This window comes from Agrobacterium sp. LEGMi-208b (genome assembly GCF_059511785.1).
Genome location: NZ_CM183446.1, coordinates 1,236,128 through 1,252,541, shown reverse-complemented (window position 1 = coordinate 1,252,541; position 16,414 = coordinate 1,236,128). Strand labels below are relative to the sequence as shown.

Genomic DNA, 16,414 nt, shown 5'->3' with positions numbered 1-16,414 from the left:
GCAGCTTCTGTCAAACCGGCAAGCATTTCAGACGCTCGTGTGCAGACTTGGGTTCTGGCCAACTGACTAATCCCATCACTGGCGCTGCCTTCGGAAGCTACGCTGTGGCAGTATCGGTTTGGGGGGATGAAGTTAACATCTCAAACCGCAATAATTTCTTCAAGAAATCAGCACCGATGAGACAGGGGAATTAATGAATAATTAGGCATAATATTCACAAAATCAGGCATCGCTTATTTCATTTTTAACTCGGTGACGATGCAAGGCAGCCGTTTTCTCCAAAGTGTTGGGTCGTTCCGTCAATGCCTGTTCATTTCGGCGGCACCCTTCGTTTTGGCGATGGCGGCGCTCTCGCCTGCATCGGCACAAATGTCCATTGGCGGCGACAGCGCGCCGTCAGACCCTGCGCTCATCGATGGCAACGTCGATCTGGAAATCGGTGTGAACAGTGCTGGTAGCTTGACCATTCTCAATGGCAGCGCATTGACCAATGCTACGGGCTATGTCGGCCTCAATGGGTCCGGCGTCGGAGTCGTCACGGTTTCGGGTCAGAATTCGCGCTGGGACAATCTTGGTGATGTCGTTATCGGGCAGCAAGGTAATGGAACGCTCGACATTCTTGCCGGCGGCTTCGTTGGCGGTGAGACCGGCTATATCGGCAGCAGCCTGGGCGGCACAGGCGTCGTGACGGTTTCAGGCGATGATGGCTCAGGCAATGCTTCCACCTGGTCTCTTCGGCAAGATCTGATCGTTGGAGAGCAAGGAACGGGAACGCTTAACGTCGCGCAGGGCGGTCGTGTCACGACTGTCGGCCGTATCAGCGTTGGTTCCTGGGAGGCCGGCGCTGTTGAGCTCTCCGGTGGCGCTGCGGTGTCGAGCTATGATGCTATCATTGGCGTCAACGCCTATGGAGAGGCAGTTCTGACTTCCGGCGCATCCTGGACCGTGACGGACCAGTTCACCGTCGGCCTGTTCGCCCAAGGCGATCTGCGTATTGAAGATGGCGCCGGCCTGACCAGCAGCCAGGGCTATGTGGGCGCTAATGCCGGTGGCGATGGCAGTGTCACCGTAACCGGGGCGGGATCGAGCTGGGACATGACCAGTTTCAATCTTAGCCTAGGCAATTATGGAACCGGCGTGATGACCATCGAAGATGGCGCGCGGGTTTTCGCGAATAACGGCGTCTATCTCGGCACATCGGATGTGACAGCCAGCGGTACTCTGAATGTACTTGGTACGCCGGGTGTGCGCGGGGTTCTGGAAACCAGCGGTTTCCGGGGCGGTATAGGTATCTCAAATGTCACCGTGGATGGCGGCATCATTCGGGCCATTCGCGAAAACGCGAATTTCTTCAGCAACTATGGCGCTCAACAGATTACCCTTGGCGCTGGCGGCGGCATCATCGACACCAATAACCATAATATCGGCATCGCCCCTGTAATGACGGGAGCGGGCAGCCTGACCAAGGACGGCCTGGGCACGCTGACGCTCACCGGCGCCAACAGCTATGGCGGTGGTACGACGATCACGGCCGGCTCCTTGCAGCTGGGCGACGGCGGCACGAGCGGAAGCATAGTGGGCAATGTCGCCAATAGCGGCATCCTTACCTTCAATCGCTCGGACGAGGTGACCTTTGGCGGCACAATCAACGGGACGGGTGGCGTTCGGCAGGTGGGCAGCGGGCAGACCATACTTACTGCCGATAGCTCGAGCCTGTCGGGCGTCTCCGGGGTGTATAACGGCATCCTCTCGGTCAACGGCATCCTTGGTGGGTCGATGGAAGTCATCGGCGGGCGGTTGCAGGGCATAGGCCAGGTGGGGACGACGACGAATTTTGCCGGCGGCACGATCGCGCCTGGCAATTCGATCGGCACGCTTACCGTCGCTGGCAATTATGCCGGCAATGGCGGCACGCTCGAAATCGAGACGGTTCTGGGTGAAGACAGCTCGGCCACGGACTTGCTGGTGGTGACCGGCGACACGTCCGGCAGCACCAATGTTCGTGTCATCAATCTCGGCGGCGCTGGCGCGCAGACCAGCGAAGGCATCAGGATCGTCGATGTGGGTGGCGTGTCCGCGGGCGATTTCAGGCTGCTGGGGAGCTATGCTTTCGAGGGCGCTCCGGCGGTGGTAGCCGGGGCCTATGCCTACCGGCTTTATCAGGGAGGCGTCAGTACGCCCGCCGACGGTGACTGGTACCTGCGGTCCGCCTTGATCAACGGGACTACCCCGACGGGGCCACTTTATCAAGCCGGGGCTCCGATCTACGAGGCTTATGCCACGGTGCTGCAGAGTTTCAACGAACTCGAAACCTTGCAGCAGCGTGTCGGCAATCGTGCTTGGATTACCGGTGTGATCGAAACGCGTGCCTTGCCCGAAGCGGCTGGCGCCAATAGCGGTATATGGGGCCGTATTGTTGGCCGCCACGCCAGCATGAATTCCAAGTTCTCCACAACTGGAGCCGACTCCGATGTCGACATCTGGCAATTGCAGGCCGGGGCCGATCAGCAGCTCTATTCGGGTGAGGCCGGCAATCTTGTCGGGGGGCTTTCCGCGCGATATGGCACCATTGCCAGCGATGTGAACTCGATATTCGGAAACGGCTCGATCAGCAGCACCGGCTATGGCCTGGGCGGATCGTTGACCTGGTATGGTTCGCGCGGCTTTTACCTCGATGCTCAGGCGAACCTGACCTGGTACGACAGCGCACTCGCTTCCTCGACCGCAGCGACCGGCCTGGTTTCGGGCAATAGCGGCGTCGGTTACGCCCTTGGTGTCGAGGCCGGTCAGCAGATCGCACTTACCCAGAACTGGTCGGTCACGCCACAGGCGCAGCTAACCTATTCCGACGTCACCTATGATGACTTCACTGACACCTTCGGTGCCGCCGTTTCGCTGGCCGATGGCAACGACCTCAATATTCGGCTGGGCCTTTCGGCCGACTACCAGAATAGCTGGACCGATGAGGCCGGCGAGACCAGCCGTATCCATGCCTATGGCATTGCCAATCTCTACTACGCCGCGCTGCCCGATAGCAGGACCGACCTTGCGGGAGTGGCACTGGTAAACACGCAAGACAATCTCTGGGGTGGCCTCGGGATCGGCGGGACTTATTCGTGGGGCGACTATAAATACGCCATCCACGGTCAAGCTGGCGTCAATACAAGTCTTGTCGATTTCGGGAGCAGCTACAGCCTTGCGGGCACAGTCGGGCTCATTGTCAGGTTCTAGGGCGTTTCAGGGGCTACTTGGTAAGTCGTCAGTCTGACAAAGGGCGCTGTAACTGGCGGCCGCTTTGGAACGATGATCGCCTCCGGAATCCTGTTCGAGGCATTGCAGGAAACCGGGGCTGACTGTGCAGTCAGCACGGTAATTGTCTTGGTTAACCCTGTGTTGACCATCGCTGGCGAAATTCCCACTCCCATGTGTTGTGGGGTTTATGATTCTGAGTGCCATTACAGAAGCTTGAGCGCCGAAGAGAACACGATCGCGTAGCCCCCGGGGAAAATGGATGTCCATGCTTGATGATGCCGACCTTGCGATTTCTATGGCTCGGCGGCCGTTAAAGACCGTATCAGGGCGACGCTATGCAACAAATCATGTCGGATAGCGCATCAGACTCTTCCAAACCGCGAGCCTGGTCTCCGGAAATCTGGCTGTGGTCGCCGGCGGAGGGCAAGTGGACCCCGGATGCCGGAGTACCGAGCAAAAGCGTCCAGTTGTCGTTGAGCAGCGAGGAGGTGGCACAGCGCCAACGCTACGACGCTTGGACAAATATCGCGTTCTATGATTTTGAGCCGGATGCGCCTAACGATACACAACGCTTGGATTTTAAGGCCGACACGATCGGCACGGTGACACCGACAGGCACGTTGTTCCGCTACCGCTCAGAGGCCATTTCGGGCAGCCGGCCGCCATCGAGTGCGCTGTCGGGCGCACATGACGACATCGCTATCGGCTTGACATTAGCAGGCGAGCGCCAGCATGCGACGTCAACCGGTGCGGCCTTGTGCGCCGGCCTCAATGATTTTTTCGTTTACGATCCGACGAAACCCTCGCGTGTGGCTTGGCGTGCCAACCATATGGCCATTGCCCTGACCTTGCGGCGCAATGCGCTGGTGGACGCCTTCAATGGCGACGTGCCGGCGGAAGAGTGCATTGTCGAAGCGCTGCATAAGTCGAGATTGGCACCTTTCCTCATAGCTCAATTGCGATTGCTGGCCGAATATATCGAGCAGATGTCGGCAATGGAAAAAGGCATGGTGTTCGGCAGTGTTACCGACCTTACTCTTGGGGCGTTGCGTTCCGTCTATCAGCAACACGGCCCCGCCGATGCGCCTATGGCGCGCCGTGCGTTGTTCGTAGCGGCGACCCGCTATATCGACGCGCATCTGAGCGACCTGACATTGGACGCGGACTCGGTGGCGCATGGCGTTCGTTGCTCGCGCGCTACGCTCTACCGTTGTTTCGCCGATCGCGACCTCACCGTGGCAGGTGCTATCCGCATGGCGCGGCTGGAGCGCATGGGCAAACTGTTACAGACCGCGCCGAGCCAGACGCCGATTGCCACCCTGGCGCTGAGCAATGGCTTCGTCGATCTACGAACCTTCAATCGCCAGTTTGCCAAGCGCTTCGGCATGACACCCGGCGAGTTTCGCCGTAGCCCGCTCCGCCACGTCAGGTCAGCCCTGGCGGATTCGGATTCAGATTGATACGCGTTGCCCTCAATTGATACGGGGCTGCACTGCCGTAGATGACGTCGCGGAGGGAACATCCCACCGTTGCCATCAACGGAGGATGCCATGTCCAAGAATACAGACTATATCAACAGCCTCGACTATGATTTGGACAGACTGCTGGCGCTGGATTTGCAGCCAACGTCCCAGCCCAAATTTCCCAACCGCGAACGCGCTTCCGGCTCGGTTATCATTTGCAGCAAGCGTGAGATCAATCTCGATCAGAAGATCGAGTCGAGTGCGCTGTTGAACCCCGCGGCCGGGGTGATATTTCCGGGCGCTGTCATCAAACAGGACCAGACCCTGGCGGAAGGACGCCCCACGCCCTATCGCCTTGCCCGGGCACCCCTGACCCTGCGGGTGGAATTACCTGGCCTGGAAGAGCGAAGCGAACTCCGGGTCGAAATGCCGGACTACACATCCGTGTCGATCGCCATCGAGAAGACCGTCAACACCTGGCTGAAGGACACTGGCGGCTACTTCCCGCCGATGCGCGCTTTCTCAAGCTCTCATAAATCATACACCCAGGAACAGATCGGCATATCGCTCGGTTTTGGCGCCCAATGGGGCAAGAACAGCGCCACCGCCAACCTGAAGTCGTCTTCGAACGACAGCGAGACCATCGTCTACCGGGTATTCCGCCAGATCTATTACACGGTCGTCGCGCAGGATCCGCAGGAAGCCGGCGATGTCTTCGATGCCAGTGTAACCCTGTCAAAAAACAACATGGCCAACGCCGAGCCGCCCGGCTTTGTGCGCAGCGTCGACTACGGCAGGATCATGATCGTTCAGATGCGGACAAGCGAGCATGTGAGCGAACACGACGCCGAAGCCGCGCTTGATGTTTCGACCGGCGGTGTCGAGGTGAGTGCCGAGACCAAGGCCAAATATGAAAGCATCGCCAATGTCTCCTCATTTCAGGCGATCGTGCTTGGCGCCGGCGAGGGCTCGACACCCCTGCTGGTAGGCGAGATCGACAAAATCAGGGAAGTTATCGAGAAGGGTATTGTCTTGTCCAAGGACAATCTGGGCTATCCGATTTCGTATGTCGTGGCGGACCTGAAGTCGGCGAAGGTGTCAGAGATCAGAAATACCACCAGATATGTTGAAGTTGACCGCAAGGTGCTTTCGGATCGACTGATCACTGTTCGCCATCGCGGCGGTTACGCCGCCAAATTCGATGTTACGTGGAACGAAGTGGATGAGGCCGCGAGCACGGACGATAAGACCGTCTTTGCCTCGAGAAGTTGGACTTCGCACGGTAAGACAAACCCCTATGATTGCACCTTGCCGCCATTTCCAGGCGACGCCCGGGACTTCATGGTGAAGGCGACGAATGACACATGGATAGTCTGGGACAAGCACCACACGGCGTTCAAATCCTATCCGACCCTCGACCGCGACAGGATTGTCACGATCCGCGGCACGACGATGAACATGACCATTGAGGACTGACGACCCGGTAATTGCCTCCGGCCTCATCATATCATCAAGCCAACCGGAGATTCCGGGCTGACTCGTCTCGGGCGAGCAGTGCATTTCTCATCAAGGAGATTATCCATGTCATCCATTCATCCCCATAAATCATGCACGATCCTGGCTCTGGGCATGCTGCTTGCGGTCGCCGGCCAAGCTCACGCCACCAATTTGAAATATGACGCGAACTGCACAAAGGAGCACCGCACCGCGACGAACGAGGCATTTGCCAGAATTACGCCGATCGCCAAAAAAGCCGCGAATGCAGTTGATGACATGACTGTGAAAAAGACGTCGCCGCTTTACGAAACCTGGTTCGGCAAGGCCAACCAGACCCGGTTGACGAGAGTGCAGAACACAATCGGCGGCGTGCGCGATCTTCTACAAAACAAGGAAACCTTCACCGTCGAATGCGTACCACAACGCTGCGGCAACGGCACTTTTGCCCTGACAACCCACGGCAGGGACTATATCGGGCTGTGCGCCGCATTCTTCAAAGCCCCGTTGACCGGCGAAGATTCGCGTGCCGGGACGCTGCTGCACGAACTGACCCACGTGGTAGCCGGCACTCAGGACTACACTTATGGCCGGGCGAATGCCCAGAAACGGGCCGCCGGCAATCCCAATGAGGCGGTCGACAATGCCGACAATTATGAGTTCTTCATGGAAGACTTGTCGGCGAAGTAGATTTGCACGGCGTGCGAAAAGCGAGGGACAGGTGCATGCCTGTCCCTTTGTCGTTTAAAATTCTAAGATCCACATCGCCGCATGCAACAGGTGCCACAAAGGGTGAAGCCTCCAAAGCGTTGTACGCCCTGCATATCACCCCGTATATGAGCCGTCCGGATACCGTACCCTAAATAATAGAGCGTCCTGATGGCATCGAGATGGCGTCAGAGCCCCGCATTGCCACCGCATCGCTCAGCCTCCCAGATTGTTCCGCAAGAAGTTTCGAGTTTTTTCACGCTGAAGCCTGCCGAACATCTCGGCCGACCCTCGTTTTCAGATCAGCCTTTTGCGCAGCCAGGCCGATGCAGCGTCTATCAGATAGACCATGGCGATGATCAGGAAGATGATCGACCAGGCTTCCGGCCAGCGGAAGGCATGCATGCGGTCTGCAAGCAGGAAGCCGATGCCGCCGGCGCCGACGATGCCGAGGATGGTGCCGGAGCGGGCGTTGGATTCAAAATTATAGAGGATGATCGACAGGATGACCGGAAGCGATTGCGGGATGATCGCATAGCGGATCGCCTGGAAGCGGCTGCCCCCCGAGGCCTTGACGCCCTCGACCGGCCGGCGCGACGTATTCTCGATCGCTTCCGCGAAAAGTTTTGCAAATGTGCCGATTTCCGACACCGCAATCGCCAGGATACCGGCCATGGGGCCGAGGCCGAAGGCGCGGATGAAGATCAGCGCCAGGATGATCTGCTCCACGGCGCGCAGCGCATCGAAGCCGCGCCGCGAAATGAGCCGCAGCCAGCCGAGCGGCATGATGTTCTTGGCGCCTAAAAGGGCGAGCGGTAGGGCGGCGACCGCGCCAAGCAGCGTGCCGAGAAAGGCCATGACGGCGGTTTCGCCGAGGCCCTCGAGGATTTCGCGCCATTCTTCCCATTTGGTCCAGACATGCGGCGGGAACATGAAGGCGATGATATTGCCGAGCCGCGTCAGGCCCTGGAGAATGCGCGCCGGCGTGACGCCGAAGGCGATGGCCGCATAAACGACCGGCGCGAGCAGCAACAAGACGATGGCGAAGGGCAGGATGCGCTTTGCGAGCGGCTTGTCGAAGGCTTCGGGCAGCCGCAGCCTTGCGGCCGCCACGCTATCGGCTTGCCTCGCGATGGTTTCTGCGGTCATGCCCAGCTCTCCGAAAGGCCGATGATGCGGTGGCGCAGCTTTTCGCTGGCGAAGTCCATGATCGTCACCGTCACCAGGATGATGACGAACAGCGCCGAGAGGTCGGTATATTCCTGTAGCGACATGGCGGTGCGGATTTCCTGGCCGAGGCCGCCGGCGCCGACATAACCGATGATCGAGGACGAGCGGACGTTGATCTCGAAACGCAGCAGGGTATAGCTGATGATGTTGGGGATGACCTGCGGCACCGCGCCGTAACGCATCTGCTGGAACCAGTTGCCGCCCGACGCCCTGACACCTTCGATCGGCCGCATGTCGATATTCTCGTTGGCTTCCGAATAGAGCTTGCCGAGCGAGCCGGTCGCGTGAAGCCCGATCGCCAGCACGCCGGCGAGCGGCCCGATGCCGAAACAGAAGACGAAGATCAGCGCCCAGACCAGTTCCGGCACGGTGCGGATGATTTCGAGATAGCGGCGGGTCACGGTCGAGGCGAGCCTGCCGGGGCTTAAGTTGCGGGCGGCAAAGAAGCTCAAGACGAAACCGCCGAAGACGCCGAGCACCGTCGCCGCATAGGCGATCAGGATCGTCTCCAAAAGCAGGTTGAGCCAGGTTTTCCAACGCCAGAACCATTCGGCGAGATCGGCGCCGAAGGTCGCAAAACGCAGTTTCGGAACGGTCTTTTCCAGATATTCGCCAAGCCGCGGCAGGCCGGCCCAGATCTTAAGCATCGAAACACGCTCGCCGCCGGGCAAAGAGACGTCGGTGAAGCCGAAAAAGCCGCCGACATAGGCCGAAAACAGCACGGCCGCGACGAAAAGCAGCGTCGAGACGATCTGCACGCGCCGCGCGCTTCGCCGTGCCCGCGCATAGTCGGCGTGGAAATTGCCGATCGCCAGAGATTGAACGGTTATTGATTGATCGGTCATCGCTTGAACGGTCATTGTTTGAACAACCTTGGCCTATCTGGAAAAGAAGTGGCGCCGGTGAAATCCGGCGCCACGCTGCATCAGCCCTGGCGGCGCTGCTTGCGCAGCCATTCGCGCATTTCGACGATCCATTCGTAACGCTTGTGATCGACCTCGATATAGCCGACCTGGGATTCGTTGCCGGAGGTGATTTCCTTGTAGACGGCCGGGTCGTTCTTCGGCAGCGCCTTGATTGCGTTCTTGACGGCGGCGATGAGGTCGGCCGGCAGATTCTTGCGGGTGGTCAGCGGACCGTTGGTGATTTCCGGCGACTGCCAGATGCGGCAGATCTGGCCGGCGGGAATCATGCCCTTTTCTTCCATGCGCTGCGGAATGCCGTTCTTCTCGGTGTTGATATAGGTCGCGGCCGCGTCGAACTGCTTGTTGAACACGCCCATGACGCCCGTCTCATGCGAGCCCGAGAAAGGGATCGCCGAGAAGTAGGTCTTCGGATCGTAACCCTGCTTGACGAGGTTGAAGAACGGCACGGCATAGCCGGAAGTGGAATCCGGATCGGCGAAGGCGAGAACCTTGCCCTTCAGGTCTTCGATCTTCTTGTAACCGGAGTCGCAACGCACGGTAACGACCGAGAAATAGCCGCTGGCGCCGTCCTTGTCGACCTGGGCGAGAAGGGGCTCGACGCCGCCATTGCTTTCGGTATAGGCGGCGGCATAGGCCGACGAACCGAGATTGGCGAACTCGATCTGGTTGGAGGAAAGCGCCTGGACGACACCGTCATAGCTGCCGGCGGTGAAAATCTCGACCTTCACGCCGAGTTGATTTTCCAGATAGGCCGTAAAGCCCTTCCAGCGGGCGATACGGTCCCTTTCGTTTTCGGCGGAGGTGATGCCGAAGCGGATCGTCTTGTAGGTCTGCTTCCATTCCTGCGCCTGGGCGGTGCTCAGGCCGGAAAAGGCAAACGCAGCCGTCACGGCCACTGTCATGAGGACGTTTTTCATTGATCTCTCCAAGGATGAACTTGCGGCCCGGCGCCATTGCCGGTGCCGAAGGGTCGTCAGGCCATCGCCGTCTGCCGGCTGTCTTTTTCCGCCGGGGGGCGAATGGCCGTCGATGTCACGGTTTCGTCGAGTTCGAATTCGCCGCTCTCGTCGCCGTAGATGCTGTTCAGGCGCTCGCGGGTCAGTTCCGCCGGCGTACCTTCGAAAACCACGCGGCCAAAGCGCATGGCGATGATCCGGTCGCAATAGGCCCGCGCCGTATCGAGCGTATGCAGGTTGACGAGAACGGTGATCCGGTCCTCGCGGTTGATGCGGCGCAGCGCCTCCATGACGCGGGTCGCATTGGCGGGGTCGAGCGAGGCGATCGGCTCGTCGGCCAGCATGATCTGCGGGCGCTGCACCAGCGCCTTGGCGATCGCGACGCGCTGCTGCTGGCCGCCGGACAGCGTGCCGGCCTTCTGGAGGGCCTGCGACAGGAGATCGAGACGCGCCAGCGCCTGCACCGCCATGGCGGTTTCCTCTTCCGTAAAGCGGCGTGCGACGGTCGGGAAGACACCCTGGTGGGCGATACGGCCGATCAGGACGTTGGTCAGAACGTCCATGCGCTCGACCAGATTGAACTGCTGGAAGATCATGGCGCAGGAGGCGCGCCATAGCCGCAGATCACGGCCCCTGAGCTGGGTAATGTCGCGGCCCTCGAACATGATGCGGCCGGTGGTCGGCTCGATCAGCCGGTTGACGAGCCTGAGCAGGGTCGATTTGCCCGCTCCGCTGCGGCCGATAATGCCGACCATCTGACCGGCCTCAACAGTAATCGTCACGTCATCGACAGCATTCGTCTGACCGAATGTCTTTTTGATGGAATATAGCTCCAGCATCAATCTCGCCCTTGAAGCAAAGAAAGTTTCTTCCCGCCATCTATCGAGATGGAGGATGCTCGGTTTCTGAGATGAATTATTAATCCGTGTCCGTGACAGAATTATTTATAAATCGTTTATCTTTGGAAATTTATTCTTATATTGTCAGAATATGTTCGATTTTTCCGAACGATTGCAGGATATTTTGGAATGGCAGACCATTTCGGGCCGGAAATCACCTCCAGCCCGCAGGGTGTTTTCGAAACGTTCTTATGCCGCTACCGGGCGTGCGACCCTCACGGCGCCGTCGGACCAGATTTTCCGGCCGCCCCTTATGGTGGCGCGCAGGCGTGGCATGCGGCTGCGTTCGGCGATCACGAGGTCGGCGCGCAGGCCCTCGGCGATCCGGCCGCGGTCGGTGAGACCCAAGGCCGCCGCCGGGTTGGCGCTGGCAAGCGCCACGGCGGCCGGCAGACCGCCATCGCTCAACTCCGCGAGAGCGATCACCGCCGGTAGGATGGCCGAGGGGTGATAATCGCTGGCCAATATATCGAGCACGCCGGCCTCGAAAGCCTCGCGCGCCGAGAGATTGCCGGAATAGGAGAGACCGCGCAGCGCGTTCGGCGCGCCCATGGCGGTCGCCAGTCCCAGCCGCTTGGCTTCCGTCGCCACTTCGAGCGTGATCGGGAATTCGCTGATCGCGGCGCCGATGCCATGCATCAGCGCAACCTTTTCGAGCGTATCGTCGTCGTGGGAGGCGATTGCCACGCCCCTTTCCCGCGCCAGTTCGGCCAGGCCGGTCACGACATGCATGGCGTCGCCATGGGCTTCGCGCTGGGCAATGCGCTCCTTCACCATCTCAACGGCCGTGGCATAGTCGATCTTTCTCGCCTTCGCCATGTTGCGGGTGTGGATTTCGAGGTCGCGATACTGGCCCTGTCCCGGCGTGTGGTCCATCAGCGAGATCATGCCGAGCGCACCTGAAGTCATCAGTCTTTCGGCGACGTCTATCGCCGAGGGATAGGTGATCTCAAAACGGGCATGGACGCGGTGGTCGATCAAAAGCTTGTCGCGCATGTCGGTGAGCGCCGAAATCAGCGCCGTCGTATGCTCCACGGAGCGGACATTGCCGTAGGTCGCCGGTGTGAAGGCCAGCGCCGCATAGGCGGTGGTGATACCGTTCGCCGCGAGCTTCTTGTCGAGGTCGTAAATGCCGAGTTCGAGCGGCATGCGCACATTGGCGCGCGGCTCGATTTCCTTCTCGATCATGTCGCCATGCATATCGACGAAGCCCGGCAGGAGCAGCCGGCCTTCGCCATCGATATCCGCATTGGCGACCTGCTTTTCGCTGATCTCGGCGATCAGGCCGTTTTCGATCCGCAGCGCGCCGCGCTCGATGACCCGGTCCTTCAGGACGATTTCGAAATTAGTCAACCACATTGTCTGTCTCATCCGTAATCTTGATGGTTTCCAGTTGAATTTCCCGATCGATGAGATGGGCGACGTCTTCCGGGTGATGGAAGACGCCGATCATCGCCACACCGGACGCCTTGAGTTCGGCAAGCCGGTCGACCAGGGCCTTGCGCGCCGAACGGTCGAGCGAGGCGGTCGGCTCGTCGAGCAGCAGCAGGCGCTGCGGCAGGATGAGGGCGCGGGCCAGATTGACCTTCTGCTGCTCACCGCCGGAAAAGGTGGAGGGATAGGCCGGCCAGAGCTGCGGCTTGACGCCGAAGGCTGAGAGCCACCGGCGAGCCTCCGCCAGGGCTTGCCCATGCGCCATGCCGGCGAGACGCAAGGGTTCGGCGACGATTTCCTCGGCCGCGACGCGCGGGCGGGCATTGAGGAACTGGGTGACGAAGCCGATTTCCCGGCGGCGCAGCACGGCGATATCGACATCGGCGGCCGATGCCAGATCGATCGCGCCTTCCTTGGTGTAATACCAGGCATGGCCGGCGCGCGGCAGGTAGGAGCGGTAGATGGTGCGCAGCAGGGTGGATTTGCCCGCGCCGTTTTCGCCCCTCAAAAGGATGAATTCGCCTTCGCAGAGTTCGAATTCGATATTCTCGAAAGCATGGAGCGTCCGCTTGAGGTGATGCATCTCGAACTGTTTGGCGAGACCTTCGATGCGCAGCACGGGCGGGCGCTTGGGAGACACTTGAATGTTCATGATCCCATCTCCCTTTCAGAGTTTCGCGTGAACGAGTTGCTGGGTGTAGCTGTGCTGCGGATCCTGGAAAATCTGGTCGGCGAGACCCTGTTCCACCACTTCCCCCCGGCGCATGACCATAACCCGGTCAGCCATCGTGCGTATGACGCCGAGATCGTGGGAGACGAGAACCATGGTGATCGCGCGGTCACGCTGCAATCTTTTCAGCGTATCGAGCACCAGCGCCTGGACGCTGACGTCGAGGCCGGTGGTCGGCTCGTCGAGGAGCAGCACGGCCGGTTCCAGCGCGATCGCCTTGGCAAGCTGGACGCGCTGCTGCATGCCGCCGGAGAGTTCGCGCGGCCGGGCATCCATGCGGTCGATCGGGAATTCCGACGCATCGAGGGATTCTTTCGCGCGGGCGCGCAGTTCGGCGAAGTTGCGTTTTCCGGCGATCAGCAGGCGTTCGGCGACATTGCCGCTGCTCGTGTGGTTCATCAACAGGCCGAGATGCGGGTTCTGGTAGACGATGCCGATATGGTGGGCGCGCAGCATACGCCGCTCAAAGCGGTCGAGCGTGAAGAGGTCGCGGTCCGCATGGCCCGGCAGCGCCAGATTATAGGTGCCGGTATCCGGCGTGTCCTCGAGATTCATCATTCTGAGCAGCGTCGACTTGCCGGAGCCGGATTCGCCGACGATGCCGAGCACTTCGCCCGGATAGACGGTGGCGTCGACGCCGGCGAGAGCCGTGACATCGCCGTAATTCCTGGCGATGCCGCGCATCGTCAGGATCGGTTCTGCCAGCATGAGTTTCGGCGGCTGGCGCTTCAGACCGGCCGTGTTGTCGAAATTAAGCGCCGCCATCAGCCCATCTTTCCGTTTTTGTACCAGGTTTCGCCGATCTCGACCGTCTCGCCATCCGATTTCTGGATGTGCTTGACGCCGAAATGGCTGTCGGAGAGTTCGTATTGCGACGAGCCGTCTTCCTGCGGCAGCTCGTTCATGAAATAGCCGGTGACATGGCTGCGGTAGCAGGTCTTGTCCTGATGATCCTCAACCCGGTAGGGCACGTCGTCGAAGACCAGCGGTTCGACGCTGGTATAGGGCGGCACGGCGAAAATGCGCTTTTCGCGGCCGGCCGAGAGGATCGTCAGATGGTCGGCCTGATTAAGCTTCGGCACGTCCCAGCGCGGGATAGGCGATGGCGTCATGACGTGGCGGCCGTTGACCATGCTCGGATAGCTCGACCCCTGCATGATGCGGCCGGAGCGGACGAGCTGTTCGTAGAGGATCAGCCAGAGCTGGCCGTAATCGGCGTCGCCGTGCATTTGCCGGGCAACCGACATGTCCGGCTGGACGGGGCGCAGCGGCTCCGGGTTCGGCACCTGCAACACGAGGATCTGGTCCTCGCGCATCTTCTCTTCGGGAATGCGGTGGCGCGACTGGATGATCGTCGCCTGCCTCGTATCCTCGGTCTCGACAGCCCCGCCGACGCGGCCGACGAATTTGCGGATGCTGCTGGCATTAACCGAATCGTCCGCGCCCTGGTCGATGACCTTGACGATCGATGTCGGCTTCAAAAGCGTCAGCGTCACCTGCAGGCCGCCGGTTCCCCAGCCGCGAGCGATCGGCACTTCGCGGCTGGCATAGGGCACCTGATAACCCGGCACCGCGATGGCCTTCAGGATGCGGCGGCGCAGTTCGCGCTTGGCCGATTCATCGAGAAAGCCGTAATTGAAGGCCGCCCAGGGCCTGGTGAGTTCCTGTAGCGTCGTCACAGCGCGACCTCTTCCTCGTCTTCCTGTTCGAAAAGCGCCGCCTCGGCCGCCGGCCTGGAAACCGCGGCTTCCCCATCGGCCTTGACGCGGCGGATCGCGTCGAGGCTCGACTGGAAGGTGACATAGTGGGGCAGCTTGAAGTGGATGCAGAAGCCGGAGCTTTCGACCGGCTCGGTATGGTAGAGCACGAATTCCTCGTTGGAGGCCGGATGCGCGTTCGGCTGGCTGGAGGCGATATCGAGCGTCGCGGCGGCGATCACCTTCACCTCGTTCCAGCCGAAAGTGGCCGAGAAGCCGAGCTGCAATTCATGGGTCTTGGTGATGACCTCGGTCTGGCTGACACGCACGCGGCCGGCGCTGAAGACGGTGCCGCGCGGGTGGCGCAGCCGCACCGGCGCTTCGGCGAGGCGCAGTTCGTTGACGGTCGGGTGGACGTCGCCGTAACCGCGCATGGTGGCGTAGCCGAGCGCCAGCGTGCCGCCGGTATCGGCGCGCGCCAGGCTTTGCAGCTTGTGGGCGCGCTCGGCCGGGAAAAGCAGCGGCTGGCGGGTGAGGTCGGGAATATCGTCGGGCGCGATTGCCTCTGAGGGGTAATCCTTGATCAGGCCCTGCGCCTTCTGCCAGGCGGCGAGTGACGGCTGGGTCGCCGGCGCCGGTTCTGCGCTCGGGATGACCGGATCGGGCGTATAATCCTCGCCCTTCAGCACGCCGACCTGTAGCAGGCGGTGCGAATAATCGAGCGTCGGCCCAAGGATCTGGCCGCCGGGAATATCCTTGAAAGCGGCCGAGATGCGGCGGAGGGTGAAGAGATCCGTCTGCGCGACCGGTTCGCAGACCGCAAGGCGCGGCTGGGTGGTGCGATAGGCGCGCAGCAGCAGCACCGCTTCGTAAAGCTCGCCGCCGGCCTGGGCGATGGCGAGTGCCGCGAGATCCGGTTCATAGAGCGATGCCTCGCCCATGACGCGATCAATCAGATAAGGCAGACCTTGTCTGACGGCATCGATACGGGCGCGGGTGATCGGGCCGAGATCGTCGCGGAACAGGTTTTCGGCCTGTTCGATGGCGCGTTCACCGCCACGGGTTGCTACATAGGCCATCTGAGCACCTCGATTTTCGTGGAACGGGGCAGGCCGACCAGCCGGTCGGCATCGACGAGGTAGAGATCCCAGCCGAGCGGATAGCGGATCGCCTTTTCGCGCATTGCCCAGAAGGACGGGTCGATGCCGCCGATTTCAATCGTCAGCGACCCCTTGATGCCGGGGCCGGTAAGGCGAAGGGTCTGGCCGGAACCGATCTCTGCGGGCGCAAACAGCGTCGCGGCTTCGTCCGGATAGGCAAGCGAACCGCTGCGCAGCGGCGACAGCGCCTCGACCTCGGCTGCGCAGCCGAGCGGGGCGAAGACATATTCGGCCCTGTCGAGGGGAGCGCGGTGAGCGCCGGTGTCGGCGAGCCGCCGGTCGAGCGCGGCGTCATCGGCAGCGAAGAAGGTGCATTCGCGGTCGAGCAGGCTTTCGGCCAGTGTCTCGAAGCCGGCGAAGGGCAGGGAACGAATGAGGCCGGGACGGCTGAGCGCCCACATCAACGCGTCGAATGCCGCATTGGTGCGGCTGTCGTCGGCGGTCGGGATCAGGGAGAGCGACATG

14 protein-coding genes are annotated in these 16,414 nt (G+C 60.8%); 4 read left to right on the top strand and 10 right to left on the bottom strand.

What is annotated here, in order from left to right; translation table 11 throughout:
* Window positions 1–369 precede the first annotated feature (369 nt).
* The 4 genes from AC5YUO_RS20320 to AC5YUO_RS20305 all read left to right on the top strand — a co-directional run bounded on the left by AC5YUO_RS20320 (window position 370) and on the right by AC5YUO_RS20305 (window position 6,899).
* Complete coding sequence (locus tag AC5YUO_RS20320) at window positions 370–3,231, top strand: autotransporter outer membrane beta-barrel domain-containing protein (protein ID WP_496154944.1); 2,862 nt, start codon at window positions 370–372, stop codon at window positions 3,229–3,231.
* A gap of 356 nt (window positions 3,232–3,587) precedes the next feature.
* Complete coding sequence (locus AC5YUO_RS20315; protein ID WP_496154943.1) at window positions 3,588–4,712, top strand: helix-turn-helix domain-containing protein; 1,125 nt, start codon at window positions 3,588–3,590, stop codon at window positions 4,710–4,712.
* Window positions 4,713–4,802: 90 nt separating this feature from the next.
* A complete protein-coding gene (locus AC5YUO_RS20310) occupies window positions 4,803–6,191 on the top strand; it encodes a thiol-activated cytolysin family protein (protein ID WP_496154942.1) in 1,389 nt (462 codons plus the stop codon).
* Window positions 6,192–6,296: 105 nt separating this feature from the next.
* The gene (locus AC5YUO_RS20305; protein WP_496154941.1) at window positions 6,297–6,899 is read left to right on the top strand and encodes a M35 family metallo-endopeptidase; all 603 of its coding nucleotides are present in this window, start codon (window positions 6,297–6,299) and stop codon (window positions 6,897–6,899) included.
* Between the two features lie 315 nt (window positions 6,900–7,214).
* Here the strand turns inward: AC5YUO_RS20305 and phnE (AC5YUO_RS20300) are convergent, their stop codons facing one another.
* The 10 genes from phnE (AC5YUO_RS20300) to phnH all read right to left on the bottom strand — a co-directional run bounded on the left by phnE (AC5YUO_RS20300) (window position 7,215) and on the right by phnH (window position 16,413).
* Entirely contained in the window at window positions 7,215–8,066 is an 852-nt protein-coding gene (phnE, locus tag AC5YUO_RS20300) for a phosphonate ABC transporter, permease protein PhnE (RefSeq protein WP_496154940.1), read from the bottom strand.
* The gene (gene phnE, locus AC5YUO_RS20295) at window positions 8,063–9,007 is read right to left on the bottom strand and encodes a phosphonate ABC transporter, permease protein PhnE (protein ID WP_496154939.1); all 945 of its coding nucleotides are present in this window, start codon (window positions 9,005–9,007) and stop codon (window positions 8,063–8,065) included. Before phnE (AC5YUO_RS20295) ends, phnE (AC5YUO_RS20300) begins: the two co-directional genes overlap by 4 nt.
* Window positions 9,008–9,072: 65 nt before the next feature.
* Window positions 9,073–9,990, bottom strand: coding sequence for a phosphonate ABC transporter substrate-binding protein (gene phnD, locus AC5YUO_RS20290; protein ID WP_496154938.1), 918 nt, complete (start codon window positions 9,988–9,990; stop codon window positions 9,073–9,075).
* A 56-nt stretch (window positions 9,991–10,046) separates the two neighbouring features.
* A complete protein-coding gene (gene phnC, locus AC5YUO_RS20285) occupies window positions 10,047–10,871 on the bottom strand; it encodes a phosphonate ABC transporter ATP-binding protein (protein WP_496154937.1) in 825 nt (274 codons plus the stop codon).
* A 246-nt stretch (window positions 10,872–11,117) separates the two neighbouring features.
* Window positions 11,118–12,287, bottom strand: a complete 1,170-nt coding sequence (locus AC5YUO_RS20280; protein ID WP_496154936.1) for an alpha-D-ribose 1-methylphosphonate 5-triphosphate diphosphatase — start codon at window positions 12,285–12,287, stop codon at window positions 11,118–11,120.
* Window positions 12,274–13,014 carry a phosphonate C-P lyase system protein PhnL gene (locus AC5YUO_RS20275; protein ID WP_496154935.1) on the bottom strand — a complete coding sequence of 247 codons (741 nt, stop codon included), beginning with the start codon at window positions 13,012–13,014 and terminating at the stop codon, window positions 12,274–12,276. The genes AC5YUO_RS20280 and AC5YUO_RS20275 overlap by 14 nt, the downstream gene beginning before the upstream one ends.
* A gap of 15 nt (window positions 13,015–13,029) precedes the next feature.
* Complete coding sequence (locus AC5YUO_RS20270) at window positions 13,030–13,857, bottom strand: ATP-binding cassette domain-containing protein (RefSeq protein WP_400816330.1); 828 nt, start codon at window positions 13,855–13,857, stop codon at window positions 13,030–13,032.
* Window positions 13,857–14,771: an alpha-D-ribose 1-methylphosphonate 5-phosphate C-P-lyase PhnJ gene (locus tag AC5YUO_RS20265; protein WP_496154934.1), complete on the bottom strand. Its 915-nt coding sequence runs from the start codon at window positions 14,769–14,771 to the stop codon at window positions 13,857–13,859. The genes AC5YUO_RS20270 and AC5YUO_RS20265 overlap by 1 nt, the downstream gene beginning before the upstream one ends.
* The gene (locus AC5YUO_RS20260) at window positions 14,768–15,868 is read right to left on the bottom strand and encodes a carbon-phosphorus lyase complex subunit PhnI (RefSeq protein WP_496154933.1); all 1,101 of its coding nucleotides are present in this window, start codon (window positions 15,866–15,868) and stop codon (window positions 14,768–14,770) included. Before AC5YUO_RS20260 ends, AC5YUO_RS20265 begins: the two co-directional genes overlap by 4 nt.
* Window positions 15,856–16,413 (bottom strand): phosphonate C-P lyase system protein PhnH, encoded by a 558-nt coding sequence (phnH, locus tag AC5YUO_RS20255; RefSeq protein WP_496154932.1) that lies wholly within the window; start codon window positions 16,411–16,413, stop codon window positions 15,856–15,858. The genes AC5YUO_RS20260 and phnH overlap by 13 nt, the downstream gene beginning before the upstream one ends.
* Window position 16,414 lies beyond the last annotated feature (1 nt).

Excerpts from the sequence above, each read along its gene's own strand:
- AC5YUO_RS20320 (WP_496154944.1), top strand. The coding sequence starts at position 370 with ATGTCCATTGGCGGCGACAGCGCGCCGTCAGACCCTGCGCTCATCGAT.
- AC5YUO_RS20315 (WP_496154943.1), top strand. The coding sequence starts at position 3,588 with ATGCAACAAATCATGTCGGATAGCGCATCAGACTCTTCCAAACCGCGA.
- AC5YUO_RS20310 (WP_496154942.1), top strand. The coding sequence starts at position 4,803 with ATGTCCAAGAATACAGACTATATCAACAGCCTCGACTATGATTTGGAC.
- AC5YUO_RS20305 (WP_496154941.1), top strand. The coding sequence starts at position 6,297 with ATGTCATCCATTCATCCCCATAAATCATGCACGATCCTGGCTCTGGGC.
- phnE (WP_496154940.1), bottom strand. The coding sequence starts at position 8,066 with ATGACCGCAGAAACCATCGCGAGGCAAGCCGATAGCGTGGCGGCCGCA.
- phnE (WP_496154939.1), bottom strand. The coding sequence starts at position 9,007 with ATGACCGTTCAAGCGATGACCGATCAATCAATAACCGTTCAATCTCTG.
- phnD (WP_496154938.1), bottom strand. The coding sequence starts at position 9,990 with ATGAAAAACGTCCTCATGACAGTGGCCGTGACGGCTGCGTTTGCCTTT.
- AC5YUO_RS20280 (WP_496154936.1), bottom strand. The coding sequence starts at position 12,287 with ATGTGGTTGACTAATTTCGAAATCGTCCTGAAGGACCGGGTCATCGAG.
- AC5YUO_RS20275 (WP_496154935.1), bottom strand. The coding sequence starts at position 13,014 with ATGAACATTCAAGTGTCTCCCAAGCGCCCGCCCGTGCTGCGCATCGAA.
- AC5YUO_RS20270 (WP_400816330.1), bottom strand. The coding sequence starts at position 13,857 with ATGGCGGCGCTTAATTTCGACAACACGGCCGGTCTGAAGCGCCAGCCG.
- AC5YUO_RS20260 (WP_496154933.1), bottom strand. The coding sequence starts at position 15,868 with ATGGCCTATGTAGCAACCCGTGGCGGTGAACGCGCCATCGAACAGGCC.
- phnH (WP_496154932.1), bottom strand. The coding sequence starts at position 16,413 with ATGTCGCTCTCCCTGATCCCGACCGCCGACGACAGCCGCACCAATGCG.